The following is a 25,377-nucleotide window of genomic DNA, read 5'->3' on the forward strand; positions in this document are numbered from 1 at the left end:
CGGCCTACTGAGGGCCTATAGCTCAGTTGGTTAGAGCAGAGGACTCATAATCCTTTGGTCCACGGTTCAAGTCCGTGTGGGCCCACCAAATTGAAAGCCGCGCAAATGCGCGGCTTTTTTTTGGGTGATGGATTGAGGTTCGAAGTCTTGGCGAGCGCAATGTTCGGAAACGCATTGTTAGGAATATAACCGCAAGATCTGTAGGAATGTTCCCAAACTATGTTTCCCCCCCCTCTCCGCGCGTTGTCGACCAATTCTCCAGACGAGTAATCTCCGGACGCCACCGCCCGTCCAGGATTGTTTTTATGCTCGTGAATGCTGCGTCACTGATAAAGGAAGCAGCCCACCAACCAACCTGGATCAACCTTGCTTTACCTGATCTGAGAACGTTATCGAGAGAACTTCGGTCAGCGGCAATCGACGAGATGAAAAGGGCTGACAACGCAGAAGACGCCCTCAAAATCCTTCTGGATCAATTTGGGTTTCTCGACGAGTCCGTACTGACCGTTACTATCCTCACACCCATTGGGAGGGTGGCAGTCATGAGAGACAAACTGGCTCATATCGTTGAGAAACGTCCAGACTCCCGAGAGCGCTATGTTCGACATGCCATCGATACGCTCACGGGACCTTTCGAAGTCTGGAAAGTCCTTTACGATAATGGCGGTCACCGAATGGCATTCATCAATGCCTATGAGGCAAAAAACGACATGCTGGTCGTGGTCGATGTACGAAACGGGCATGTCCTCTGGAACTTCATGCACGCACCGGCCAGAGCGATGAACAAACACCGCCAAGGCGAGCTTTTGTACAAGCGGTACATTCTTGAAGACAAAGAAAAGGGCAGCCATTTGGCTGCCCTTGATGTTTGAATCCTGATATTTGCATCCTCAGGAAATGGGATGAAGAGGTCTCACCTTACACCGATGTTGCAGCATCGCTGAGGTACCTACGTCCGCTAATGCCCTGCAAGGCAGCAGATTTCGCGCTCTTGCTGGCATTCTTGATAAATAGGCCAGGCAAGTCAAATCAAATATCCGATGTTTTGTTTCAGCGCAACGATAGCGTCGACGCTTGGATGAATCGCTCCAAATCACCCGCAGCGTATCGCTCGTAGTGCCTGTAACATTCGCAACTCACCGCCCCCACACACCATGGAGCCGCCCTTGCCAGACACCCGCCCGCCCGTGCTCGATGAAATCGACCGTCAACTAATTGCCGCCCTGCAGATCAACGCCCGCGAAAGCGTGGCCATGCTCGCCCGGCAATTGGGCATTGCGCGCACCACCGTGACATCGCGTTTGGCACGTCTGGAGAAGGCCAAAGTGATCACCGGTTATGGCGTGCGCTTGGGTCAGCGGGTGGTCGATGGCGGATTGCAGGCCTATGTCGGGATCAAGGTGCAGCCGCGTTCCGGCAAAGAGGTGGTGCGCCGGTTGAGTGCGATGGCGCAGGTGCAACAACTGTGTGCGGTGAGTGGCGAGTTTGACTATGTCGCTTGGTTGCGTACGGATTCGCCGGAGCAACTGGATCAGTTGCTGGATCAGATTGGCGGGGTGGATGGGGTGGAGAAGACGACCACGTCGATTATTTTGAGTAGCAAGATTGATCGAGGGCAGCCGGTTTAAGGTTTTGATCGGGCTTCTCGGGCGAGTTTCAGGGCCTCTTCGCGAGCAGGCTCGCTCCCAAATTCTGATCGGTGTGTAGTATCCGCTCGTCATATTGATCGCTAATTTGGCAAAACGACGACACTTTGCGTCTTATTAACGTGTTCTACGCTCCCTAGAATGGCTGGCATCTTTTCCTATACTCAGACGCGCATCCCGCGTCGGGTCGCCAGCAAGGTCAGCCATGAACAAGAACAATCGCCATCCTGCAGACGGTAAGAAACCAATCACCATTTTCGGTCCGGACTTTCCGTTTGCGTTCGACGACTGGATCGAACACCCGGCCGGACTCGGCAGCATTCCTGAGCACAATCATGGCGCTGAAGTGGCGATTGTCGGCGCGGGCATCGCTGGTCTGGTGGCGGCTTACGAGTTGATGAAGCTCGGTCTGAAACCGGTGGTTTACGAGGCTTCGAAGCTCGGTGGCCGTCTGCGTTCGCAAGCCTTCAATGGCACGGACGGCATCGTCGCTGAACTCGGTGGCATGCGTTTCCCGGTGTCTTCCACCGCGTTTTATCACTACGTCGACAAGCTTGGCCTTGAGACCAAACCTTTCCCGAACCCGCTGACGCCGGCCTCCGGCAGCACCGTGATCGACCTGGAAGGCAAAACCCATTACGCACAGAAACTGGCGGATCTTCCTGCGCTGTTTCAGGAAGTGGCTGACGCCTGGGCGGATGCACTGGAGGCCGGCTCGCAGTTCGCCGATATCCAGCAAGCCATTCGCGACCGCGATGTGCCGCGCCTGAAAGAGCTGTGGAATACCTTGGTGCCGCTGTGGGACGACCGCACTTTCTATGATTTCGTCGCCACCTCCGAAGCCTTCGCCAAGCTGTCGTTCCATCACCGCGAAGTGTTCGGTCAGGTCGGTTTCGGTACCGGCGGCTGGGATTCGGACTTCCCTAACTCGATGCTGGAAATCTTCCGTGTGGTGATGACCAACTGCGACGACCATCAACATCTGGTGGTCGGCGGCGTCGAGCAAGTACCGCAAGGCATCTGGCGGCATGTGCCGGAGCGCTGCGTGCACTGGCCCGAAGGCACCAGCCTGAAATCCCTGCACCGTGGCGCGCCGCGTTCCGGCGTGAAGAAAATCGCCCATGCACCAGATGGCCGTTTCGCCGTCACCGACAATAACGGCGATACCCGCGAATACGCCGCCGTGCTGACCACTTGCCAGAGCTGGCTGCTGACCACCCAGATCGAATGCGACGAAAGCCTGTTCTCGCAGAAAATGTGGATGGCCCTCGACCGCACGCGCTACATGCAGTCGTCGAAGACTTTCGTGATGGTCGACCGGCCGTTCTGGAAGGACAAGGACCCGGAAACCGGTCGCGACCTGATGAGCATGACCCTCACCGATCGCCTGACCCGGGGCACCTATCTGTTCGACAACGGCGACGACAAGCCGGGGGTGATCTGCCTGTCGTACTCGTGGATGAGTGACGCGCTGAAGATGCTCCCGCATCCGGTGGAAAAACGCGTTGAGCTGGCGTTGAACGCGTTGAAAAAGATCTACCCGAAAGTCGACATCGCCGCGCGGATCATTGGTGACCCGATCACCGTGTCGTGGGAAGCCGACCCGTACTTCCTCGGTGCCTTCAAAGGCGCCCTGCCCGGACACTATCGCTACAACCAGCGCATGTACGCGCACTTCATGCAGGACGACATGCCGGCCGAGCAACGCGGGATTTTCATCGCCGGCGACGACGTTTCGTGGACGCCGGCCTGGGTCGAAGGCGCGGTGCAAACATCGCTCAACGCGGTGTGGGGGATCATGAAGCATTTCGGTGGTTCGACACATAAAGCGAACCCGGGCCCGGGTGATGTGTTCAAAGACATCGGCCCTATCGCCCTGCCCGAGTAAGAGGAATCCCTGATGCGTGTAGCCCTTTACCAATGTCCACCGCTGCCCCTGGCCCCCGCCGCCAACCTGCAACGCCTGCATCAACTGGCGATGGAGGCCAAGGGCGCTGACCTGCTGGTGCTGCCGGAGATGTTCATGACTGGCTACAACATCGGCGCTGAAGCGGTCAGCACCTTGGCCGAGGTCTACAACGGTGAATGGGCGCAACAGATCGGTCGGATCGCCAAGGCTGCGGGTCTGGCGATTGCTTACGGTTATCCGGAGCGCACCGCCGACGGGCAGATTTACAACGCCGTGCAGTTGATTGATTCAAACGGTGAGCGCCTGTGCAATTACCGCAAGACGCATCTGTTTGGTGATCTTGACCGGTCGATGTTCAGCCCGGGCGATGATGATTTCCCCATCGTCGACCTCAACGGCTGGAAACTCGGCTTCCTGATCTGCTACGACCTCGAGTTTCCGGAAAACACCCGCCGTCTGGCACTCGCCGGCGCCGAGCTGATTCTGGTGCCGACGGCGAACATGATTCCGTTCGATTTCGTCGCCGATGTCACCGTGCGTTCGCGCGCCTTCGAAAACCAGTGCTATGTGGCCTACGCCAACTACTGCGGCAGCGAAGGCGAGATCCACTACTGCGGGCAAAGCAGCCTCGCCGCACCGGATGGCAGCCGCATCGCTCAGGCCGGACTCGACGAAGCATTGATCATCGGAGAACTGGATCGGCAGCTAATGATCGATTCGCGCGCCGCCAATCGCTACCTCAGCGACCGCCGCCCGGAGCTTTACGGCGCGCTGAACAAGCGCTAATCCGCTAGCATTGGCACTTCACTGTTCTGGAAGTGCCCATGCCTGCGCCGACTCACCCCCGCCCCCACTCTGAAACCCTGGCCAATGGCTTGCGCGTGACCCTGCGTCATGTGCCTGACCTGAAGCGCTGCGCGGCTGCTTTGCGCGTGGCCGCCGGTAGCCATGACGTGCCGCTGGCGTGGCCGGGGCTGGCGCATTTTCTGGAACATTTGCTGTTTCTCGGCACCGAGCGTTTTCCGGCGGACGAAGGGCTGATGGCTTACGTGCAAGGTCACGGTGGCCAGGTGAATGCCAGCACCCGCGAACGCACCACTGATTTTTTCTTTGAGTTGCCGACACAAGCGTTCAGCGCTGGGCTGGAGCGCTTGTCAGACATGCTCGCCAAGCCGTGTATGAATCCGGACGATCAGCTGCGTGAACGCGAAGTGTTGCAGGCGGAATTTATCGCTTGGTCGCAGGATCCTGCGGCTCAGCAGCAGTTTGCGTTGTATGAAGGTTTACCGGCAGAGCATCCGTTGCGCGGGTTTCACGCGGGGAATCGGGACAGTCTCAGAGTGGAGGATCCGGCGTTTCAGCAGGGGTTGAACGATTTCCACCAACAGTTTTATCAGACCGGGCAAATGACCTTGAGTCTGGCGGGGCCGCAAAGTCTTGAAGAACTAAAAGCGCTGGCTGAGCATTTCGCGTCTATGTTGCCGGTTGGGGATAAAGTTGCGCAGGTCATGCCCCTGCCGCTGGCGGTGAAAAGTTATCAACAGGTCGGCAAACAGCGCGGCAACCTGATGTTTGCGTTCGATGCCTTGCCTGAGTCTTCTGTCGAGGCTTTGGCGTTTCTTTGCCATTGGATGAACAGCGCCGAACCAGGCGGGTTACTGGCGCATTTGCAGCAGCAGAATCTGGCTGATGGTTTAAAAGCTGCGCCGGTCTATCACTTTGACAGCCAAGCGTTGCTGCATCTGGAGTTCATCGCAGCTCCCGAATCGTTAAACGCCATTGGCGCGCAGGTGCTGGATTGGCTGAGTTTCTTTGCTCAACAAGATTGGGCGCCACTGCGCAAAGAATACGCAGTTATGCTTCAGCGCCAGCAGCAAGTCAGCGGCGCGCTGCAGTTGGCGCGACTCGACAGTGAACAGTTGGAAAATGGCCTGTCCGAGGCAGGCGTTAAGGCCCTTGTTCACATCCTCGGCAAAATCGGCACTGTGGATAACTTCAGTGCTCACTGGCACCTGCCTGCCGCCAACCCATTCCTGCGCGCCAGCGAACCTCTGGCCAATGCCGGGCTGATTCGCGGCCAGACCAGCGCCCACCGGGGGCTGCGCACGTTCGCTCAGGATCGCTCACGCGGTCGTCGTGAGCGTTCACCGATGCAATTCAGCCAGGCGCTGCCAGACTCTGGCGATGAAGGTGCGATCTATCTGCGCTGGCAAGTAGAGGCTGCCGCCAGTGCTGATCTGCTCTCAAGGTTGCAGCGCAGTCTTCGGCAAACTCAGCAGGACGCGCGCGAAGCCGGGGTCGATTTGTCTTTTAGCGCCACTGGCAATCAATGGCTGCTGAAGCTCACCGGTCTGCAAGAGCCGATGCCCAGCGTCCTCGAGCACGCGCTGAAATGTCTGACGCAAGTTGACCCTGATTCGCCGCGCAGCGAGCTGGAAACGCCACTGATCGCCATCCGCCAGCTGCTTAAAGCGCTGCCGGAACATGTTCTGCAATCAGCCGAAACCGGCGACGACGCCAAACACCTGTGGACAACTTCGCGCTGGGACGGCCTTGCTCTGGGCCTCAACCAACAAACGCAATCCGCCATGGGCCTGGCCTTGAGCCGTATTCCCGGGATCCCTGACAATCAGTTGCCAGCGCCGACGACGATTCCCGCGCAAAAGCTCTGGCGACATATCGATACCGCCTCCAGCGAACACGCCTTGTTGCTGTGCTGCCTGCCCCCCAGCCGCGACATCACCGACGAAGCCGCATGGCGACTGTTGGCGCAGTTGTGCCAAACGCCTTTCTATCAGCGCCTGCGCGTCGAGTTGCAATTGGGCTACGCGGTGTTCAGCACACTGCGCCAAATTCACGGGCAAGCGGCAATGCTGTTCGGCGTGCAATCCCCGAGCAGTGCACCAGTGGAAGTGCTTGGCCATATTCAGCAATTCCTCGAAAGCCTTCCAATGCGAATCGAACAATTGGATGAGGCGAGTTTTGACCAGCAGCGCAAGAGCCTCGCCGATCAATTCGACGACGCCAATCTGTCCAGCAAAGACGCCGCCGAACTGCTCTGGCAGGCCAGGCTCGCGGGCCACTCGTCGGATTATCTCGCGCAATTGACGGTCGCCATCGGCCAGCTGGATCGCCAGACATTGCTCGCGGCGGCTCAACGCTTGATCAATGCAGAAGGCGGCTGGCTCTGCCTCGCCAGCGATCAAGCGCCCGCAACCCCATGGCGAGCGACAAATTGATCATTACCGAGGCTGCAAGGAGCTTTCTCAAAGATTCACGGGCATTTGTCTGGAAATTTTGAGTAACATAGCAGCCTAACTATTTGGAACATCTCTGCGCTGCCGTGGACTATAACTATGGACAGCGCTATCCCACCCACCCTGAGGAGACACACCATGTCCTGGACAAAACCGGCTTACACCGACCTGCGTATCGGCTTCGAAGTCACTATGTACTTCGCCAGCCGCTGAGTTCTGCTTACGTAGAATTGCAGTGCAACGCCTCGGCTCGCCGGGGCGTTTTATTTTCCGCGTTGAAATGATGGAGTGTTCATGTTCGTCCAGATTCTGGGTTCGGCCGCTGGCGGCGGTTTTCCGCAGTGGAACTGCAACTGCGTCAACTGCGCAGGCTTTCGCGACGGCAGCCTGAATGCCAAGGCCCGCACCCAATCGTCCATCGCGATTTCCGATGACGGCGTGAACTGGGTGTTGTGCAACGCCTCGCCGGACATCCGCGCGCAGCTGCAAAGCTTCGCCCCGATGCAACCGGGCCGCGCTCTGCGTGACACCGGCATCAGCGCGATCATCCTGATGGACAGCCAGATCGACCACACCACCGGTCTGCTCAGCCTGCGCGAAGGCTGCCCGCATCAGGTCTGGTGCACGGACATGGTTCACGAAGACCTCAGCACCGGTTTTCCGCTGTTCAAGATGCTCACCCACTGGAACGGCGGGCTGGACTGGAATCGCATCGAACTCGACCAGAGCTTCACCGTGGCCGCGTGCCCGAACCTGCGTTTCACCCCCCTGCCATTGCGCAGCGCCGCGCCGCCGTACTCGCCGCATCGCTTTGATCCGCACCCGGGCGACAACATCGGCTTGATCGTTGAAGACCTGAACACCGGCGGCAAGCTGTTCTACGCGCCGGGGCTGGGCAAGGTCGATGCGCCGTTGCTGGAGATCATGGCGGGCAGCGATTGCCTGTTGGTCGACGGCACGATGTGGGATGACGATGAGATGCAGCGCCGTGGCGTTGGCACTCGCACCGGTCGCGAGATGGGCCATCTGGCACAGAACGGGCCTGGCGGCATGCTCGAAGTGCTGGAGCAGTTGCCTGAGCAGCGCAAAGTGCTTATCCACATCAACAACACCAACCCGATTCTCGACGAAGATTCGCCGGAGCGTGCCGAGTTGGCGCGGCGGGATGTTGAAGTAGCGTATGACGGCATGAGTATTGTGTTGTAAGCATTTGAGACCGCTGCGCGGTCTATCGCGAGCAGGCTCACTCCTACATTGGAATGCGATCACCTGTAGGAGTGAGCCTGCTCGCGATAAGGCCGGCACAGACACCAGCTATTTCTAGGGTTGTTCCCCGGAGAACCGCAATGACCGACACCCCGCTGTCCCCCACCGAATTCGAAGCGGCCCTGCGCGCCAAAGGCGCCTTCTACCACATCCACCACCCGTATCACGTGGCGATGTACCAAGGCCGCGCCACTCGCGAGCAGATTCAGGGCTGGGTCGCCAACCGCTTCTACTATCAGGTGAACATCCCCCTGAAAGACGCGGCGATCCTCGCCAATTGCCCGGATCGGGAAATCCGTCGCGAGTGGATCCAGCGCCTGCTCGACCACGACGGCGCCCCCGGTGAAGACGGCGGGATCGAAGCCTGGCTGCGTCTCGGGCAAGCGGTCGGTCTCGACCCGGATCAACTGCGCTCCCAGGAACTGGTGCTGCCCGGCGTGCGTTTCGCCGTCGACGCCTACGTCAACTTCGCCCGTCGCGCCAGCTGGCAGGAAGCCGCCAGCAGCTCGTTGACCGAACTGTTCGCGCCGCAGATCCACCAATCGCGCCTCGACAGTTGGCCGCAGCATTACCCGTGGATCGACCCGGCCGGTTACGAATACTTCCGCACCCGCCTCGGTCAGGCACGGCGTGATGTCGAGCACGGTCTGGCGATCACGCTGGAGCACTACAAGACGCGCGAAGGCCAGGAGCGCATGCTGGAAATTCTCCAGTTCAAACTGGACATTCTTTGGAGCATGCTCGATGCCATGAGCATGGCCTACGAACTGAACCGCCCGCCGTACCACAGCGTCACCGAACAACGGGTCTGGCATAAAGGAATCACCTTATGAGTTTCGACCGCAGCAAAGTCCCGACCTGGCGTCCCGGCTACCGCTTCCAGTACGAACCGGCGCAAAAAGGCCATGTGCTGCTTTACCCGGAAGGCATGATCAAGCTCAACGACAGCGCCGCATTGATCGGTGGTTTGATCGACGGTGAGCGCGACGTTGCGGCGATTATTGCCAAACTCGATGAGCAGTTCCCCGGCGTGCCCGAGCTCGGTGACGACATCGAGCAATTCATGGAGGTTGCCCGTGCGCAGCACTGGATCGAACTTGCCTGATCTGCCGGCCAAGCCTGAAATCGGCCTGCCGCTGTGGCTGCTCGCCGAGCTGACCTACCGCTGCCCGCTGCAATGCCCGTACTGCTCCAATCCACTGGATTTCGCCGAGCAGGGCAAAGAGCTGAGCACCGAGCAGTGGATCAAGGTGTTCGGCGAAGCGCGGGAGATGGGCGCAGCGCAACTGGGCTTTTCCGGCGGCGAGCCGCTGGTGCGTCAGGATCTCGCCGAGCTGATTCATGAAGCGCGGCAATTGGGTTTCTACACCAACCTGATCACCTCCGGCATCGGTCTGACCGAGCAGAAAATCAGCGACTTCAAAAAGGCCGGCCTCGATCACATCCAGATCAGTTTCCAGGCCAGCGACGAGCAAGTGAACAACCTGCTCGCCGGCTCGAAAAAAGCTTTCGCGCAGAAGCTGGAGATGGCCCGCGCGGTGAAGGCCCATGGCTATCCGATGGTGCTGAACTTCGTCACCCATCGGCACAACATCGACAAGATCGACCGCATCATCGAGCTGTGCATCGCGCTGGAAGCCGACTTCGTCGAGCTCGCCACCTGCCAGTTCTACGGATGGGCGCAGCTCAATCGTGTCGGCCTGTTACCGACCAAAGAGCAACTGGTGCGTGCCGAACGCATCACCAACGAATACCGCGCAAAACTGGAAGCCGAAGGGCATCCATGCAAGCTGATTTTCGTCACCCCGGATTACTACGAAGAACGCCCGAAAGCCTGCATGAACGGCTGGGGCAGCATCTTTCTGACGGTCACCCCGGACGGCACCGCCCTGCCCTGCCATGGCGCCCGGCAGATGCCGGTGCAATTTCCCAATGTGCGCGATCACAGCATGCAGCACATCTGGTACGACTCGTTCGGCTTCAACCGTTTTCGCGGTTACGACTGGATGCCCGAGCCGTGCCGCTCTTGCGACGAGAAAGAAAAAGACTTCGGCGGCTGCCGCTGCCAGGCGTTCATGCTCACCGGTGATGCGAGCAATGCCGATCCGGTATGCAGCAAGTCCGAACATCACGGCGTGATCCTCAAGGCCCGCGAAGAAGCCGAGACCGCCACTCAAACCATCGAACAACTGGCCTTCCGCAATGAACGAAACTCACGCCTCATCGCCAAGGGCTGAGCCTTTCAGCGCTTCGCAAGCCGTCGCTGCCGGTATGGACTTCGCCGAGTTGCAGCTCGGCGCCAATGGGCTGTTCTGGAATGAATATCGCCCCGAAGATGCCGCCTGCCGGATCTGGCATTGGCGCGATGGCGTGGCGAAATGTCTGACGCCGGATGGCTTCAGTGTGCGCAGTCGGGTGTACGAATATGGCGGTGGCGCGTTTTGTCTGACGCCGGATGGGGTGGTTTTCGTCGCTGAGGCGGATCAGCAGTTGTACCGCCAGAAGCTCGGCGGCGAGCCGGAAGCATTGACCTCGGGCGAGTGCCGTTATGGCGATGTGCATTTTGCTTTCGGCCAAGTGCTGGCGGTTGAAGAACAGCAGGATCAGCATCGGCTGGTGGCGATTGATCTGGCTGATGGCCGTCGACATGTGCTGGCTGAGGGCGCGGATTTTTATGCTGCGCCAACACTCAGCCCGGATGGCAAGCGTTTGGCCTGGATCGAGTGGAGCCGGCCGCATCAGCCGTGGACGTCGACCCGGTTGATGGTGGCTGAGCGTTCGACTGACGGTGCATTTGGTTCGCCGCAATGCGTGGCTGGCGCCGAGTTTGAAGAATCCATTCAACAACCGCGATTCGATGCCGAAAATCGCCTTTATTGCCTGACCGATCGTGGTGGATTCTGGCAGCCGTGGGCTGAGACTTCCGACGGTTTGGAGCCATTACCTGCTGCGCAAGCCGATCACGCGCCAGCACCGTGGCAACTGGGCGGCTGCACTTGGTTGCCTGTTGAAAATTCGGTTTTAGCCAGTTGGAGCGAAGGTGGTTTCGGGCGTCTGACGCTTGGCGATGACGATTTCACTGGCGAATACAGCCGCTTCCGGCATTTGGCTTTGGATGCGCAATTTATCTACTGCATTGCCGCCTCGCCGATCAGCCCTTCGGCGGTCATCGCCATTGATCGAACCACGCGTGAAGTGAACGTGCTGGCCGGTGGTGTTGCTCCCCTGCCCGCTGAACGCATCAGCCGTCCTCAAACCCTGCGTTACCCGAGTGGTTCGGGCCAAGCTCACGGGTTCTTCTATCCCGCCATGAGCGGCGAGACGAAACCACCGTTGGTGGTGTTCATCCATGGAGGCCCGACGTCGGCCTGCTACCCGATGCTTGATCCGCGCATTCAGTACTGGACGCAACGCGGTTTCGCCGTCGCCGATCTCAACTATCGCGGCAGCAGCGGTTATGGCCGCGAATATCGACAGGCCTTGCATCTGAGCTGGGGTGAAGTGGATGTCGAGGATGCTTGTGCGGTGGTGAACTATCTTGCCGAGCAGGGTTTGATCGACGGTGAACGCGCATTCATTCGTGGCGGCAGCGCAGGCGGCTACACCACATTATGTGCGCTGGCGTTCAAACAGGTTTTCCGCGCCGGAGCGAGTTTGTACGGCGTTAGCGACCCGGTCGCGCTAGCTCGGGCAACGCACAAATTTGAGGGTGATTATCTGGACTGGCTGATCGGTGATCCCGAGCAAGACGCCGAACGCTACGCCGCACGCACGCCGTTGCTGCACGCGGGCAACATCCGGGTGCCGGTAATCTTCTTTCAGGGAGAACTAGACGCCGTGGTTGTCCCGCAACAGACCCGCGACATGGTCACGGCGCTGGAGCAGAACGGCATCGCGGTCGAAGCGCATTACTACCCCGACGAACGCCATGGCTTCCGCCGCGCGGCCAATCAGGCGCATGCACTGGAGCAGGAGTGGAAGTTCTATCGGCGGGTGATGGGGTTGGCGGACTGATCACCGCGCCCCGTTCAAAACCGAGTTGCCGCATTAGCGAGCAGGCTCGCTACCCCATTGGATCTGTGTCGTTCACAAATCCCCTGTGGGAGCGAGCCTGCTCGCGAAAGCTATCGACTTGGCGCCGCAGAACTCAGCGCTTGGCGATGATATACACCGCATGCACGATCCCCGGAATATACCCGCACAACGTCAGCAGAATGTTCAACCAGAACGCCCCGCCAAACCCGACCTGCAGAAACACGCCCAGTGGTGGCAACAGAATAGCGATGATGATGCGAATGAAATCCATGGGGCAGCTCCTGTATGGGGGTTGGCTCACTTGAGCCATACAAGCTAATCGACCTGCGCCGCTCGTCAGGGTTCAGTGCAACGGCCATTTGATCGCCATCACCTCAAAAAAAACGCCCCACGCCAAAAGAATCAGGCGTGGGGCGTGCGTTATACCGCGAGACGGTTCTGGAAATCGGGTAGGAAACTTCAGCTCAGACGGCAATCCCTTTGCGGCATTGCAGTTGTGCTGTGCGCACTCGCGAAAAGGCGCGGCCCAGGCGCAGGAGCATTTCGTCGATGTTGGCTTTGCTGACCGTGAGTGCCGGGGTGAAGCGCAGGCAGTTGGCTTGCGGGGCATTGAGCAGCAAGCCTTCATGCAGGGCGGCGTGGACCACGGCCTCTGCGGAATCGTCTGACAGGGTCAGTCCGTAGAACAGACCCTGGCCGCGCAGTTCGCCGTGGTCGTAGCGGTGTGCCAATCGGGCCAGGCCTTCGCGCAAATGCTGGCCGTTGTCGTTGATCTGCTGCAGGAAGCTGCAGTCGTACACACTGTCGAGCACCACCAGACCGGCCGCCGTCATCAATGCATTGCCGTGATGCGTACCGCCGAGCTCGCCGGCCTCGAAACAGCAGGCCTTGCCCCGCGCCAGCAGCACCGCCAACGGCACACCGCCGCCAAGCCCTTTGCCGAGCACAACGATATCGGCGCGCACGCCGTAGGATTGTTCGGCGAGCAAGGTGCCGCAGCGACCGATGCCGGTCTGTACTTCGTCGAGAATCAGCAGAATGCCCAATTCGCGGCACAGTCGTTCGACACCTTTGAGGTAATGCTCGGTCGCCGGCACAACGCCGGCGTCGCTCTGGATCGGCTCCAACATGATCGCTACAGTTTGCGCGTCGACCGCCGCGTGCAGGGCCGACAAATCGTTAAACGGCACCGGATCGAAACCCGGCAGCAACGGCGCAAACCGGTTGTGCAGGTTGCAGCTGTCGGAGGCGGAAATCGTCGCCAGGCTGCGACCATGACAACCCTGCTTCGCAACGATAATCCGCGAGGCGCCGCCGCGATGCAGTTGGCCCCATTTGCGCGCGAGTTTGATCGCCGCTTCACAGGCTTCGCTGCCGCTGTTGAGCAGGTAGGCCTGATCGCTGGAAGTTGCGGCGCAGAGGCGCTCGGCGAGGCTGAGCATGCCGCGATTGTGCAGGTTGAAACCGGGATTGATCAGCGCCTGCGCCTGACTGCTGATGGCTTTGACCAATGCCGAAGGGCTGTGGCCAAGGCTGTTGGCGCCACCGGCTTGGGAGAAATCGAGGTACGCGCGGTCGTTACTGTCCCACAACCACGATCCCTGCCCCCGGACGAACACCTGCTGCGGTCGTTCGATGCTGGGCATCAGCCTTTCAACGCTAAGATTTTCGCTGCTTTCTGCGGGATTGGCCTCGAAGGCGAGGTCATCAAGACTCGGCGTCTGACGCCGCAAACTGAACAGATTCATTGAAAAACACCTCGTTTCAGGTGTTTTGAACTGCCTATGCAAACACTGTCGAAGCGAACGCTATTCATCGCGCTTTCTGGCCCTGTAAGCCTTGTGAATGCGGTTAGACTAGGCTCACTGAGGCCTGTGGGCCATTTCGATTTACCAGCATTTTCGATAAGCATTACTTATGGATTTCAAACAACTGCGTTATTTCGTCGCGGTCTACGAAGAGGGCCATGTCGGGCGGGCGGCGGAACGCCTGTCGATCTCGCAACCGGCACTGTCACAGCAGATCCGCCAGCTCGAACAGAACCTCGACGTCACTCTGTTCGAACGCAGCAGCAAACGGCTGCTGCCGACCCTCGCCGCTCACACTTTGTACAACCATGCCCTGCCGCTGCTCGATGGTTTGCAACGGGCGCGCGAGGCGTTGGGGAATTTCAAAGGACAGGCCTTGCGCACGCTGGCGATCGGCGTGCTGCAAACGGTGCACACCAGTCTGGTGCCACAAATGCTTGAGCGGGTGCGCAAGGCGCAGCCGCATCTGGTGGTGCAGATTTATGAATTGACCGGACTTGAGATCGAGCGACGACTGCTCAACGGCTCGTTGGATATTGGCATCAGTTATCTGCCGCCACGCCAACCGGGCCTGCACGGCGTAATGCTCTACGAAGATGAACTGACGCTAGTGATCCCGGCGGACCACCCATTGCGCGAATTCAAGAAAGTCTCGATGCGCCAGGCCGCCGAACTGCCCATGTTGCTGCTGGGTGAAGAGTTTCAGATCCGCCAAATCTGGCAGGCGCAACTGACCGCCCTCGGACGACGCCCGCAGGTGCAAGCCGAGTTGAACAATATGGTGGGGATTCTCGACAGCCTGCCGCACACCAAACTGGCGACGGTTCTGCCGGGGCGCTCGCAAAAGGAGTACGACGATCAGGATCTGTTGTGGAAACCGCTGAGTGAACCGCGGGTGCCGCTGAAAGTGGGCTTGGTCTGTCGCGATGTGCAGCGCCAGCAGGCGCCTTTGGCGCTTTTGCAGACGTTGCTGGAAGAAGTGATGGAGCGCGAAGTGAAACCGGCGCTGGATCCGTTGGCCTGACTACTTTTCTGCAGGCAAAAGAAAACCCCGCCGAAGCGGGGCTTTGCAGACTGTTTCCCTGACATCCATTTCACTCCGCCACCCTGGCAGAATCCTACGTGTCCGTGTTGTTGCTTTGCGCTTCCTGCGCGACGTCCATGAAATGTAGATTAGCCGTGGATCCAATCTACGCCTATGGGAGAACAGCAGCACGTCATGTAAGCAAATGCTTACATGACGTTATCGCATCAGAATTGCGCCGCATCCAGCAGGAACAGCGACTCGCTACCGGCCTTCACCGACGCGCTCAACGAGTGAATGCGCGGCAGCAAACGGGCGAAATAGAAGCGCGCAGTGCCAAGCTTGCTGGCATAGAAATCGTCCTGCGCTTCTTTGCCCAGTGAGGCTTTGGCCATCAATGCCCACATGTAGGCGTAGGAAACGTATCCAAACGCTTGCAGATATTCGACCGAAGCCGCGCCGATTTCGTTCGGGTTGGTTTTCGCCCGGTCCAGCAACCATGAGGTCAGCTCGTCGAGGGTGCCGACGGCATCGTTCAGCGGCTTGGTGAATTCGCCCAGATCGGCGCTCGCGGTAGCGGTGAAGTGGCGGATCTCGTCGGCGAACAGTTTGTAGAACGCGCCGCCGCTGCCGACGATCTTGCGCCCGACCAGGTCCAGTGCCTGAATACCGTTGGTGCCTTCGTAGATCTGGGTAATGCGCACGTCACGCACCAGTTGCTCCTGGCCCCACTCGCGGATGTAGCCGTGGCCGCCGAAAATCTGCTGGCCGTGCACGGTGGTTTCCAGACCCAGATCGGTGAGGAATGCCTTGGCCACTGGCGTCAGCAACGCGACCAGATCTTCCGCACGCTTGCGGGTGGTGGCGTCTTCGCTGAACTTGGCGGTGTCGAGTTGCATTGCCACGTAAGTGGAGAACGCGCGTCCACCTTCGTTCGAGGCTTTCATGGTCAGCAGCATGCGCCGCACGTCCGGGTGGACGATGATCGGGTCTGCGACTTTGTCTTTGTTCTGCGCACCGGTTGGCGAACGGCTTTGCAGACGGTCACGCGCATATTCAACGGCGTTCTGGTAAGAGCGCTCGCCGGTGGCCAGGCCCTGGATGCCGACGCCCAGACGTTCGTAGTTCATCATGGTGAACATCGCGGCGAGGCCTTTGTTCGGCTCGCCGACCAGATAACCCACGGCTTCGTCGAAGTTCATCACGCAGGTCGCGGAGGCCTGGATACCCATTTTGTGTTCGATCGAACCGCAGTTCGCCGGGTTGCGCGCGCCCAGGCTGCCGTCGGCATTGACCATGAACTTCGGCACGAGGAACAGCGAAATGCCCTTAGGACCGGCCGGGGCGTCCGGCAGCTTGGCCAGCACCAGGTGAATGATGTTTTCGGTGAGGTCGTGTTCGCCACCGGTGATGAAGATCTTGGTGCCGCTGACCTTGTAGGAACCGTCGGCCTGAGGCTCGGCCTTGGTGCGAATAATCCCCAGGTCGGTGCCAGCGTGCGGCTCGGTCAGGCACATCGAACCGGCCCAGACGCCGGCGTACATGTTCGGCAGGTAGGCTGCTTTCAGCTCTTCGCTGGCGTGGGCGTTGATCGACAGGCAGGCGCCGGCGGTCAGCATCGGGTACAGACCGAAGGACAGGCTGGCGGAGTTGACCATTTCTTCAACCTGCGCCGATACGGCTTTGGGCATGCCCATGCCGCCGTATTGCGGATCGCCACCGACGCCAACCCAGCCGCCTTCGGCATAAGTCTGATAAGCCTGTGGGAAACCTGCCGGTGTGGTGACGGCACCGTCGGCCCAATGGCAACCTTCTTCGTCAGCGGCGCGGCTCAGTGGCGCGATGCTTTTGCTGGTGACCTTGCCGGCCTCTTCGAGAATGGCTTCAACGGTTTCGGCGTCGACGGTCTCAGCGAGCGCTGGCAGTTCGGCCCAGAGTTTGGCGACCTCGAACACTTCATTGAGGACGAAGCGCATATCGCGCAGCGGCGCTTTGTAGTCAGCCATGGCAAACCTCGCAAGATCTAAACAGGTAATTCGTGGAAGGGTGTTTTCGTTGAGCCGGAGTGTACCTCAACAACTTTTGCGACACATAGGGTCAACCGGTGACTGTTTTGTTATTTTTAGTCACCACAAAAATCGCAGCCCCTCCAACCCCAGATTCCCTGCAGGAGCTGCCGAAGGCTGCGATCTTTTGATCTTCCTTAAAGCGCAAACAGTTCAGCAGGCAACTTCATCAAACAATCACTCCCCGCCTCGATCGCCATCCGATGCGCTGCCGTACGCGGCAACAAACGCTTGAAGTAAAACTCGCACGTCGCCAACTTCCCGCGCAGGTAATCCGCCTCACCCTCGCCCGCCTCCAGTTGCGCCTGCGCCACCAATGCCATACGCAACCACAGATAGCCGAGGATGATGTAACCGCTGTACATCAGATAATCCACCGACGCCGCGCCCACTTCATCCGGGTTCTTCATCGCCGCCATGCCGACCTTCATGGTCAGGTCGCCCCACTGCTGGTTCAGCTCATTGAGCTGCGCAACAAAACTGCCCAGTTGTGGATGCTCAGTGTTGGCCGCGCAGAACTTATGGACGATTTTGGTAAACCCGCGCAGCAACTTGCCCTGACTGCCCAGCACCTTGCGACCCAGCAGATCCAGCGCCTGAATGCCGTTGGTACCTTCGTAGATCGGCGCGATCCGACAGTCGCGCACCAGTTGCTCCATGCCCCATTCACGAATGAAGCCGTGGCCGCCAAACACCTGCATGCCATGGTTAGTCACTTCCAGCCCGGTGTCGGTCATGAACGCCTTGCAGATCGGCGTGAGGAAGGCCAACAGATCTTCGGACTCCTGACGCGCGTCGGCATCGCTGCTCAGATGCGCGGTATCGAGCAATTGTGCAGTGAAGTAAGTCAGCGCGCGGTTGCCTTCGTTGAAGGCTTTCATGGTCAGCAACATGCGCCGCACATCCGGATGGACGATGATCGGATCCGCCGCTTTGTCCGGGGCTTTGGCACCGGTCAGCGAACGCATCTGCAAGCGGTCGTTGGCGTATTTGATCGCGCCCTGAAAACTCGCTTCGCCCAGACACAAACCCTGCATGCCGGTACCGAGGCGGGCATGGTTCATCATGGTGAACATGCAGTTGAGGCCCTTGTTCGGCTCGCCGATCAGATAGCCCTTGGCGCCATCGAAGTTGAGCACGCAAGTGGCCGAAGCCTTGATGCCCATCTTGTGCTCGATCGAACCGCAGGACACGCCGTTGCGCTCGCCCGCTTCGCCCGCCGTATCTGGCAAGAACTTCGGCACGATAAACAGCGAAATGCCTTTGGTCCCGGCCGGCGCGTCCGGCAGTTTGGCCAACACCAGATGGATGATGTTGTCGCTCATGTCGTGCTCGCCGGCAGAGATGAAAATCTTGCTGCCGGTGACCGCATAACTGCCGTCAGCCTGAGGCACGGCGCGGGTCTTGATGATGCCCAGGTCGGTGCCGCAATGGGCTTCGGTCAGGCACATGGTGCCGGTCCATTGCCCGGCGGTGAGTTTGCTCAGGTAAGTCTCTTTCTGCTCGGCGCTGCCGTGGGCGTGGATCGCCGACATCGCGCCGTGGGTCAGCCCTGGGTACATGCCCCAGGACGTGTTGCTGGAGCCGACCATCTCGCTGATTACCAGCCCAAGCGAACTCGGCAGGCCTTGGCCGCCGTAGGTCGGGTCTGCGGCCAGACCGTGCCAGCCGCCCTCGACGTATTGTGCGAAGGCCTGCTTGAAGCCTGTGGGCGTTGTCACCACGCCGTTGTCGAAATGGCAGCCCTCTTCGTCACCGCTACGATTGAGCGGCGCCAGAACGTTCTCGCAGAACTTCGCGCCCTCTTCGAGGATCGCGCTGATCATGTCGGGGCTGGCGTCGTGGGCGCCGAGGGCGGCGTAATTGGCGTGGAAGTCGAAGACGTGATCGATCAGAAAGCGCATGTCGCGCAGGGGAGCTTTGTACTCAGGCATGGTGGCTTCTCCGTCAGCAGATTGCTCCAACCTACTGCTGGCCACCACGCCCGACAATCATTGTGCAGGCGCTGAATGCGCCGTCATCACTCAACCTGCGGCCGTGTCCATGCGCACCGCGCCGCGGCGGTTCTGGCCGAATGCGACAACGCAGTTACGTCCTGCGCCTTTAGCCGCGTAGAGCGCTTCGTCGGCGGATTTCAGCACTTGTTCCGGATTGCGCTGCTCCACTCGCTCGGCGACGCCGATGCTCACCGTCACCGAAACGCTAGAGGCACCGGAACCGGCCCGGCGCTGACGACCTTGCTGGTCATCCTGCGGACGGTTTTCCTGATTGCGCAGTTGAATGCTGTAGGAAGCAATCGACTCACGGATCACCTCAAGATGCGGCATGCACTCCTCAAGGGTTTTGCCTGCGAACACCAGGGCGAATTCCTCACCACCGTAGCGATACGCCCTACCGCCACCACTGATTTTCGACAGCTTGCTGGCGACCAGACGCAGTACCTGGTCACCGACATCGTGACCGTGGGTGTCGTTGAATTTCTTGAAGTGATCGACGTCGCTCATCGCCAGCACATAATTGCGGCCCAAGCGCTGCATGCGTTCGTTGAGCGCACGACGTCCCGGCAGACCGGTCAGTTCGTCGCGGAAGGCCATTTGATAAGCCTCGTGCGCAACGGCGGCGGCAATCATCAACATCACCTGACTGCACATGATGTTCAAGGTAAACGGCAGGATGAAGGTTTTCGGCAGCATCCAGAACACGCCGAGCAAGCCGACCAGTTGCGCCGCGTGCAATGGGCGCGGGTTGCGCCAGTATTGCCAGGCGAGCAACAGGAATGCCGAGATAAACACCGGATAGGACAGCTGGATCAGGCTCATCCATGCGCCGTGCAGCGCCGGCCAGCGGATTTCCGAGAGCCACATCAGCAATGCCTGGGGATAACTTTGCTCAAGGCCCAACGCGACACTGCCAAAGGCCAGCAACACGGCGAAGCGCGCAACCATGTCCTGAAACAGATGCGTGCGCTCCTGCCACGCCGCAAACAGCCCAAACAACAACGGCAGCAGCAAACAGACGAGGTGGAACACCACCGCAGCGTCTTCGCGGACCTTGCCGTTGTCGCGGTAATAATCGGTCTGGGTATCGAGCAAGAAGTAGGCGATGTACACCGTAAGCATCAGAAATAGTTCGCGCTGACGTCGGTAAACCGCGCAATACGCGCCGCCCAGCAACAGCACCAAGGTCGGCAACACGTTGAACAGCGAAGTGAAGAACACGCTGAGGTCTTTGACGTACGCAGCCGCCAACCCCGCTAGTAACAACAGCAGTGAAGGTAGGAAATGGCTGAAACGTACAGCGGAAGAACGCGGCAAGGGTAAAGCTCCGACCCGTCATATCAAAGAGATGGCATTGTGCCTGCAATGTGGCCAGTTAAGCACACACAATGTGATCCAGATCACACGCAGTCTCTTTAACGGCAGAAAACCTGACTATCTGAGCGATTTGCCAAGTTTTTTGCCCGATTTGCCGTGCTGGCCACCATCACTGATGGCCAGGCCTGAAAATATCCCTCACAGATCGTTGTAGAACGGCAACAACGGCCCTTCCGCCGAACTCCGTCCCTCGGCCCCGTATGGCTTGAGCGAGAACAAAGCGTCCGTCGCTTGCCGGGTGGTGACTTTCGGACTGGCCGGCCGCTGGGTCACGGCGTTTTCATCGCCGATCTCGCCTTGCGGAAGGACCAGCGAAGGATGATCGAACGGCGCTCGCTCCCAGGCCACGCGCGGATCGGTGAGGCCGACTTCCATGAATTTCACCAGTGCATCGATCTCATCCGGCGTCAGGTTGAGATTGGTCATGTCCGGATCGAGATTCGACGTATTGTGCTGATTCGCCGCCGGGTGCTCGAAGCCACTGGTGTTGTTGGCGTCTTCGCCACGGCGGTCGCCGCCACGGTTGTAGAATTCCATCACTTGTTTGAGCGTGGCGCGGCTGCCGTTGTGGAAGTACGGCCCGGTCAGCGCGATGTTGCGCAGGGTCGGGGTTTTGAAAGCACCATCGACCGAATCGCGGAAGCCAACGTTGGGTTTAAGCGTGGCGTCGCAAGGGATCGCTGCGCTGAGTGGCGCTTCAAAGGTGCACACGTCGACGTCCAGCGGATCGGGAATGCTGCCGCCTTGCAACAGCTTGTTGTACTGACGACTGAACGACCATGGGTTGCCCCAGGCATCCGAGCCACCGAGCGCCAGATCCTCGGAGGTCGGGCGCACGCCGGTGTTGTAGAAACCGTTGTCGTAGAGGGTGGTCAGGTTATCGGCCATAACCATGCGTTCGATGCGTTCACGCGGATGCATCAGCAGGCGGCTGGCCGCGTTGGTCAACTCCGGGCCGCCATGGCAGCTGACACATTTGCCTTTGCCGAGGAACAGGTTCATGCCTTGGACCTGCTGCGCGTTCATCGCGGTTGAATCGCCTTGCAGGTAAGCATCGATGGGGGCCTGATCGGAGACCAGCGTGGCTTCGTACATCTGAATCGCCAGACCGAAGAACAGTGGGAAGTTGGCCTCCATCTGCGTATACGGCGCACCGCCCACCAGCACATTCTGCGTGGCATTCCACAGGCGTGGCTGGAAGGCGTTCTTGATCAGCTCGCGATAGGTCGGACGTCGCGCGCCGGATACGGGGGCGAGCACGGAATCGTTGGAGGAAATCCGCTGTTGCTTGAGCATCAACTGATCGAGCATGCGCCGGCCAATGTCGGCGAAGGTGCGACCACCGCAGGACATTTCCACCGCGCTGCCGGGTGGGCCCACGGCTTGCGAAGCGGCAGACGCGTCATTGAGTGCGAGTCTGACTTTGGTCGCCACGGTGTTGCGTTCGCTGGTCACGTAAATGCCCGCATCCGGATCACGATTACCGAACGGGGAAAAACCGTTGAACACGTTATTGGCCCGACCATCCCAGAAATTGCGCACGTTGAACGCGGCGTTGATCACCGACGGCGCATTACGCCCGGTGCTGCGGCGTACGTTGATGCCGCCGACCTGGAAGATGCCGTCAGGCTGCTGCGTGCATTTGTCGAAACGTGGCTGATTGGGTTTGACGAAGTTGGCGTCGAACACGCCTTGTGAGCCGACGACGTCGTCGCTCGAATAAACAATCGGCGAGTTGCGCTCCAAAGGGTTGCTCAGCACATGGGTCGGGAAATCGGTTTTCTTCAGCGTGTAGTTCGGCCCGCCCTTACCACCGGACAACGTCGCGTAGGACGCCACATCACCGGGGATATCTGACGCAATGAAAGGTTTGTTGAAGATCGAGGCGACGTTGGCGTTGGTGTGCGCCTGGCCGGGGTTGAGCTGGTTGGTGATGCGGTGATCGACGCCCGCGTGGTAGTGGCAGGACGCGCACGCCGTGGCGCCATCGCTGCCGACTTCCATGTCCCAGAACAACGCCTTGCCCAGCAGGATCGCGGCGGAGCGGTTGAGCACGTAGTCGGTCATCAGGTCGACCTTGCGTCCGCCCTCGGTTCCGGAGGGATCGGGCGGCACCATGCCACGCAAGGATTGCAGGCTTGGCACTTCCGGTACGGGCGGATCGACTTCGGCCGGTGTAGCGGCCATCGTGTTGAAAGTGGCGAGTGCAAAGGCTAACCAGACAAGTCGGCAGATGTTCATGTGCTTCACCCTGACGTTGTTGTTATGCGTTTTGCCGGGCGAGAGGCGTCGTGGAACAGCACAGGATTTCTCGTGAGCGCCGGTTAATCTGCGCAGTGCAATTAATTGGCCATCCTTTCGAGAAACATTTTGAATCAATAAACACGAGGGCTGCGCGCTGTCTGCTTACCGTTTCTGCTGGGGATTCCCCCCCAGAGTTGGGGACAAATTCAACGCGAAAAAAAACCGCTGCCCCCGAAGGCGCAGCGGTTTTTCAAAAGACCGCGTTAAGGCTTAGTAGCCCAGTGCGAAGTCTTCTTCTTTCATGTCCATCAGGTTGTTGGCGCCCGACAGCATAGTGGCCACGTGAGTACGGGTACGCGGCAGGATGCGCTGGAAGTAGAAACGCGCGGTTTGCAGCTTGGCGGTGTAGAACGCAGCGTCGCCGCTGCCTTCTGCCAGCTTTTCAGCAGCCAGACGCGCCATGTCGGCCCAGAAATAAGCCAGGCAGGCATAACCGGAGTACATCAGGTAGTCCACGGAAGCCGCGCCGACTTCTTCGCGATCTTTCATGGCGGCCATACCGACCTTCATGGTCAGCTCGCCCCATTCTTTGTTGATCGCGGCGAGCGGTGCAACGAATTCTGCAACGGCTTCGTTGCCTTCGTTGTTCTGGCAGAACTTGTGAACGATCTTGGTGAAGCCTTTCAGGGCCTCGCCTTGCGTCATCAGCACTTTACGGCCGAGCAGGTCCAGTGCCTGGATACCGGTGGTGCCTTCGTACAGCATCGAAATGCGGCTGTCGCGAACGTTCTGCTCCATGCCCCACTCGGCGATGAAGCCGTGGCCGCCGTAGATCTGTACGCCGTGGTTAGCGGATTCGAAGCCGACTTCGGTCATGAACGCTTTGGCGATCGGGGTCATGAAGGCCAGCAGTGCGTCGGCTTTCTTTTTCTCTTCTTCATCGACGCCGTATTTGACGATGTCGACCTGTTTGGCGGTGAAGTAAACCATCGCACGGTTGCCTTCGGCGAACGCCTTCATGGTCAACAGCATGCGGCGTACATCCGGGTGCACGATGATCGGGTCAGCAGCTTTGTCCGGCGCTTTCGGGCCCGTCAGGGAGCGCATTTGCAGACGATCACGAGCGTATTTCAGGCCGCCCTGGAAACCGATTTCGGCGTGGGCCAGACCTTGCAGCGCGGTGCCCAGACGTGCGGTGTTCATAAAGGTGAACATGCAGTTCAGGCCTTTGTTCGCCGGGCCGATCAGGTAACCGGTTGCACCGTCGAAGTTCATCACGCAGGTGGCATTGCCGTGGATGCCCATCTTGTGTTCCAGCGAACCGCAGGTCACCGCGTTGCGTGCACCGACGGTGCCATCAGCATTCGGCATGAACTTTGGAACGATGAACAGCGAGATGCCTTTGGTGCCAGCCGGTGCGTCCGGCAGGCGGGCCAGCACGATGTGGACGATGTTGTCGGCCATGTCGTGTTCGCCGGCCGAGATGAAGATCTTGGTGCCAGAGACTTTGTAGGAACCATCAGCCTGAGGTTCGGCCTTGGTGCGCAGCATGCCCAGGTCGGTGCCGCAGTGCGGTTCGGTCAGGCACATGGTGCCGGTCCATTCGCCGGAAACCAGTTTGGTCAGATAGGCTTCTTGCTGCTCTGGGGTGCCGTGCTCGGAGATGGTGTTCATCGCGCCGTGCGACAGGCCTGGGTACATGCCCCACGACCAGTTGGCTTCGCCAACCATTTCGCTCACGGCCAGACCCAGCGACTCCGGCAGGCCTTGGCCGCCGTGCTCAACGTCGTGCGCCAGGCTTGGCCAGCCGCCTTCAACGAATTGCTTGTAAGCCTCTTTGAAGCCCGTCGGGGTTTTCACGCCGGACTCGCTCCAGGTGCAACCTTCGAGGTCGCCCACGCGGTTCAGCGGTGCCAGTACCTGCTCACAAAACTTGGCGCCTTCTTCGAGAATGGCGTCAACCATGTCCGGAGTTGCGTCTGCGCAAGCCGGAAGGCTCTGATAGTGCGCTTCGTAGCCGAGCAGTTCGTCACGAACGAAGCGAATATCACGCAAGGGGGCCTTGTAGTCAGGCATAGCGATAAACCTCTGCTGATGTAACCGGGAATGAACGACCGTGTTGATTTGTTGTGACGGTCAAACAGTTGTTTGAAACATACGTTTACGCCGAAATCTTGTCAAGCATCGATCTTTTGCCGTTCGTCATCAGATTTTTCAAACACCGGACACAGCAAACCGCCATGAGCTCGAACGAGTCATGGGCGCTGAAAAAAGATTAGTTGAGGGAGAAGGACTTACAACGAAAAACGCCGCGACAAGGCGCGGCGTTCATGAAGCAGATTGCGAAAAATCAGGCAAACGTATCGATGATCGTGCCGAGCATTTCGTCGGATGCCTTGGCGACTTTCACGCCCAGCTCCACCTGAAATTTGCCTTGGGCCATTTGAACCATGTCGCTGCCCAGGTCCATTTGCTGGCTGCGATCCACACCACGCAGCCGATCGACCTGCGCTTCCGAAGACTGGCTGGTGACCGAACGCTCGATGGTGTTGTTGGCAATCTGGCTGGCAGCCTGATCGACGCGGTTCTGCCCGCTCTGAATCGAACTGAGACCTGCATAAAAAGCTGTGTTACCGGAGATTTCCATAACGGTTCTCATCCTTGGGAAGGATCAATGACGCCATTGAAGCAGAGGCGTCAGAAAAACACCCGTCAAAAACACTAATGGCACAGTGCCTGCCCATAGAG

The 25,377-nt window shown here is 59.2% G+C and carries 20 protein-coding genes and 1 tRNA gene; 13 read left to right on the plus strand and 8 right to left on the minus strand.

The window, feature by feature from the left end; genetic code table 11:
* The first annotated feature begins 11 nt into the window (after nt 1–11).
* From VY732_RS27045 to VY732_RS27100, 12 genes are all read left to right on the plus strand, one after another.
* Nucleotides 12–88 (plus strand) — tRNA-Ile (locus tag VY732_RS27045).
* 217 nt (nt 89–305) lie between these two features.
* On the plus strand, nt 306–872 hold the full coding sequence (locus VY732_RS27050) for a PBECR2 nuclease fold domain-containing protein (protein WP_331692706.1): 567 nt from the start codon (nt 306–308) through the stop codon (nt 870–872).
* A gap of 294 nt (nt 873–1,166) precedes the next feature.
* Nucleotides 1,167–1,628 (plus strand): Lrp/AsnC family transcriptional regulator, encoded by a 462-nt coding sequence (locus VY732_RS27055; protein ID WP_064119257.1) that lies wholly within the window; start codon nt 1,167–1,169, stop codon nt 1,626–1,628.
* A gap of 223 nt (nt 1,629–1,851) precedes the next feature.
* Nucleotides 1,852–3,534 (plus strand): flavin monoamine oxidase family protein, encoded by a 1,683-nt coding sequence (locus VY732_RS27060; RefSeq protein ID WP_331692708.1) that lies wholly within the window; start codon nt 1,852–1,854, stop codon nt 3,532–3,534.
* A gap of 12 nt (nt 3,535–3,546) precedes the next feature.
* Complete coding sequence (locus tag VY732_RS27065; protein WP_331692709.1) at nt 3,547–4,341, plus strand: carbon-nitrogen hydrolase family protein; 795 nt, start codon at nt 3,547–3,549, stop codon at nt 4,339–4,341.
* A gap of 38 nt (nt 4,342–4,379) precedes the next feature.
* A complete protein-coding gene (gene pqqF / locus VY732_RS27070) occupies nt 4,380–6,794 on the plus strand; it encodes a pyrroloquinoline quinone biosynthesis protein PqqF (RefSeq protein WP_331692711.1) in 2,415 nt (804 codons plus the stop codon).
* Between the two features lie 156 nt (nt 6,795–6,950).
* On the plus strand, nt 6,951–7,025 hold the full coding sequence (gene pqqA, locus VY732_RS27075) for a pyrroloquinoline quinone precursor peptide PqqA (protein ID WP_003422658.1): 75 nt from the start codon (nt 6,951–6,953) through the stop codon (nt 7,023–7,025).
* A gap of 81 nt (nt 7,026–7,106) precedes the next feature.
* The gene (gene pqqB / locus VY732_RS27080) at nt 7,107–8,018 is read left to right on the plus strand and encodes a pyrroloquinoline quinone biosynthesis protein PqqB (protein WP_077574781.1); all 912 of its coding nucleotides are present in this window, start codon (nt 7,107–7,109) and stop codon (nt 8,016–8,018) included.
* A gap of 140 nt (nt 8,019–8,158) precedes the next feature.
* Nucleotides 8,159–8,911 carry a pyrroloquinoline-quinone synthase PqqC gene (gene pqqC / locus VY732_RS27085; protein WP_077574782.1) on the plus strand — a complete coding sequence of 251 codons (753 nt, stop codon included), beginning with the start codon at nt 8,159–8,161 and terminating at the stop codon, nt 8,909–8,911.
* On the plus strand, nt 8,908–9,183 hold the full coding sequence (pqqD, locus tag VY732_RS27090) for a pyrroloquinoline quinone biosynthesis peptide chaperone PqqD (protein ID WP_007910068.1): 276 nt from the start codon (nt 8,908–8,910) through the stop codon (nt 9,181–9,183). Before pqqC ends, pqqD begins: the two co-directional genes overlap by 4 nt.
* Nucleotides 9,176–10,315, plus strand: coding sequence for a pyrroloquinoline quinone biosynthesis protein PqqE (pqqE, locus tag VY732_RS27095; RefSeq protein ID WP_442968580.1), 1,140 nt, complete (start codon nt 9,176–9,178; stop codon nt 10,313–10,315). Before pqqD ends, pqqE begins: the two co-directional genes overlap by 8 nt.
* Nucleotides 10,281–12,092, plus strand: coding sequence for a S9 family peptidase (locus VY732_RS27100; protein WP_331692715.1), 1,812 nt, complete (start codon nt 10,281–10,283; stop codon nt 12,090–12,092). Before pqqE ends, VY732_RS27100 begins: the two co-directional genes overlap by 35 nt.
* Before the next feature lie 133 nt (nt 12,093–12,225).
* On the opposite strand, the gene VY732_RS27105 is transcribed toward VY732_RS27100, so the two are convergent.
* On the minus strand, nt 12,226–12,384 hold the full coding sequence (locus tag VY732_RS27105) for a YqaE/Pmp3 family membrane protein (RefSeq protein ID WP_003228885.1): 159 nt from the start codon (nt 12,382–12,384) through the stop codon (nt 12,226–12,228).
* Nucleotides 12,385–12,577: 193 nt separating this feature from the next.
* Complete coding sequence (locus tag VY732_RS27110; RefSeq protein WP_331692726.1) at nt 12,578–13,861, minus strand: aspartate aminotransferase family protein; 1,284 nt, start codon at nt 13,859–13,861, stop codon at nt 12,578–12,580.
* 169 nt (nt 13,862–14,030) lie between these two features.
* Here VY732_RS27110 and VY732_RS27115 point away from each other — a divergent pair, with 169 nt between their 5' ends.
* Nucleotides 14,031–14,945: a LysR family transcriptional regulator gene (locus VY732_RS27115; RefSeq protein WP_077574788.1), complete on the plus strand. Its 915-nt coding sequence runs from the start codon at nt 14,031–14,033 to the stop codon at nt 14,943–14,945.
* Nucleotides 14,946–15,172: 227 nt separating this feature from the next.
* Here the strand turns inward: VY732_RS27115 and VY732_RS27120 are convergent, their stop codons facing one another.
* The 6 genes from VY732_RS27120 to VY732_RS27145 form a co-directional block, all read right to left on the minus strand.
* Nucleotides 15,173–16,951, minus strand: coding sequence for an acyl-CoA dehydrogenase C-terminal domain-containing protein (locus VY732_RS27120; protein ID WP_127930015.1), 1,779 nt, complete (start codon nt 16,949–16,951; stop codon nt 15,173–15,175).
* 197 nt (nt 16,952–17,148) lie between these two features.
* Nucleotides 17,149–18,945: an acyl-CoA dehydrogenase C-terminal domain-containing protein gene (locus VY732_RS27125; protein ID WP_137217372.1), complete on the minus strand. Its 1,797-nt coding sequence runs from the start codon at nt 18,943–18,945 to the stop codon at nt 17,149–17,151.
* A 90-nt stretch (nt 18,946–19,035) separates the two neighbouring features.
* The gene (locus VY732_RS27130) at nt 19,036–20,325 is read right to left on the minus strand and encodes a GGDEF domain-containing protein (RefSeq protein ID WP_095050296.1); all 1,290 of its coding nucleotides are present in this window, start codon (nt 20,323–20,325) and stop codon (nt 19,036–19,038) included.
* A 198-nt stretch (nt 20,326–20,523) separates the two neighbouring features.
* Nucleotides 20,524–22,626, minus strand: coding sequence for a cytochrome-c peroxidase (locus tag VY732_RS27135; RefSeq protein ID WP_077574792.1), 2,103 nt, complete (start codon nt 22,624–22,626; stop codon nt 20,524–20,526).
* Nucleotides 22,627–22,899: 273 nt separating this feature from the next.
* Nucleotides 22,900–24,705, minus strand: coding sequence for a phenylacyl-CoA dehydrogenase (locus VY732_RS27140; protein ID WP_331692731.1), 1,806 nt, complete (start codon nt 24,703–24,705; stop codon nt 22,900–22,902).
* Nucleotides 24,706–24,979: 274 nt separating this feature from the next.
* Nucleotides 24,980–25,276: a pyrroloquinoline quinone biosynthesis protein PqqE gene (locus tag VY732_RS27145; RefSeq protein ID WP_093429944.1), complete on the minus strand. Its 297-nt coding sequence runs from the start codon at nt 25,274–25,276 to the stop codon at nt 24,980–24,982.
* Nucleotides 25,277–25,377 lie beyond the last annotated feature (101 nt).

It is taken from the genome of Pseudomonas sp. ZY71 (assembly GCF_036542145.1).
In the GTDB taxonomy this organism is placed as follows: domain Bacteria; phylum Pseudomonadota; class Gammaproteobacteria; order Pseudomonadales; family Pseudomonadaceae; genus Aquipseudomonas; species Aquipseudomonas koreensis_A.

Coding starts and splice junctions, on each gene's coding strand:
- VY732_RS27050 (WP_331692706.1), top strand. CDS start 306: ATGCTCGTGAATGCTGCGTCACTGATAAAGGAAGCAGCCCACCAACCA.
- VY732_RS27060 (WP_331692708.1), top strand. CDS start 1,852: ATGAACAAGAACAATCGCCATCCTGCAGACGGTAAGAAACCAATCACC.
- VY732_RS27065 (WP_331692709.1), top strand. CDS start 3,547: ATGCGTGTAGCCCTTTACCAATGTCCACCGCTGCCCCTGGCCCCCGCC.
- pqqF (WP_331692711.1), top strand. CDS start 4,380: ATGCCTGCGCCGACTCACCCCCGCCCCCACTCTGAAACCCTGGCCAAT.
- pqqB (WP_077574781.1), top strand. CDS start 7,107: ATGTTCGTCCAGATTCTGGGTTCGGCCGCTGGCGGCGGTTTTCCGCAG.
- pqqC (WP_077574782.1), top strand. CDS start 8,159: ATGACCGACACCCCGCTGTCCCCCACCGAATTCGAAGCGGCCCTGCGC.
- pqqD (WP_007910068.1), top strand. CDS start 8,908: ATGAGTTTCGACCGCAGCAAAGTCCCGACCTGGCGTCCCGGCTACCGC.
- VY732_RS27100 (WP_331692715.1), top strand. CDS start 10,281: ATGAACGAAACTCACGCCTCATCGCCAAGGGCTGAGCCTTTCAGCGCT.
- VY732_RS27105 (WP_003228885.1), bottom strand. CDS start 12,384: ATGGATTTCATTCGCATCATCATCGCTATTCTGTTGCCACCACTGGGC.
- VY732_RS27110 (WP_331692726.1), bottom strand. CDS start 13,861: ATGAATCTGTTCAGTTTGCGGCGTCAGACGCCGAGTCTTGATGACCTC.
- VY732_RS27115 (WP_077574788.1), top strand. CDS start 14,031: ATGGATTTCAAACAACTGCGTTATTTCGTCGCGGTCTACGAAGAGGGC.
- VY732_RS27120 (WP_127930015.1), bottom strand. CDS start 16,951: ATGGCTGACTACAAAGCGCCGCTGCGCGATATGCGCTTCGTCCTCAAT.
- VY732_RS27125 (WP_137217372.1), bottom strand. CDS start 18,945: ATGCCTGAGTACAAAGCTCCCCTGCGCGACATGCGCTTTCTGATCGAT.
- VY732_RS27135 (WP_077574792.1), bottom strand. CDS start 22,626: ATGAACATCTGCCGACTTGTCTGGTTAGCCTTTGCACTCGCCACTTTC.
- VY732_RS27140 (WP_331692731.1), bottom strand. CDS start 24,705: ATGCCTGACTACAAGGCCCCCTTGCGTGATATTCGCTTCGTTCGTGAC.
- VY732_RS27145 (WP_093429944.1), bottom strand. CDS start 25,276: ATGGAAATCTCCGGTAACACAGCTTTTTATGCAGGTCTCAGTTCGATT.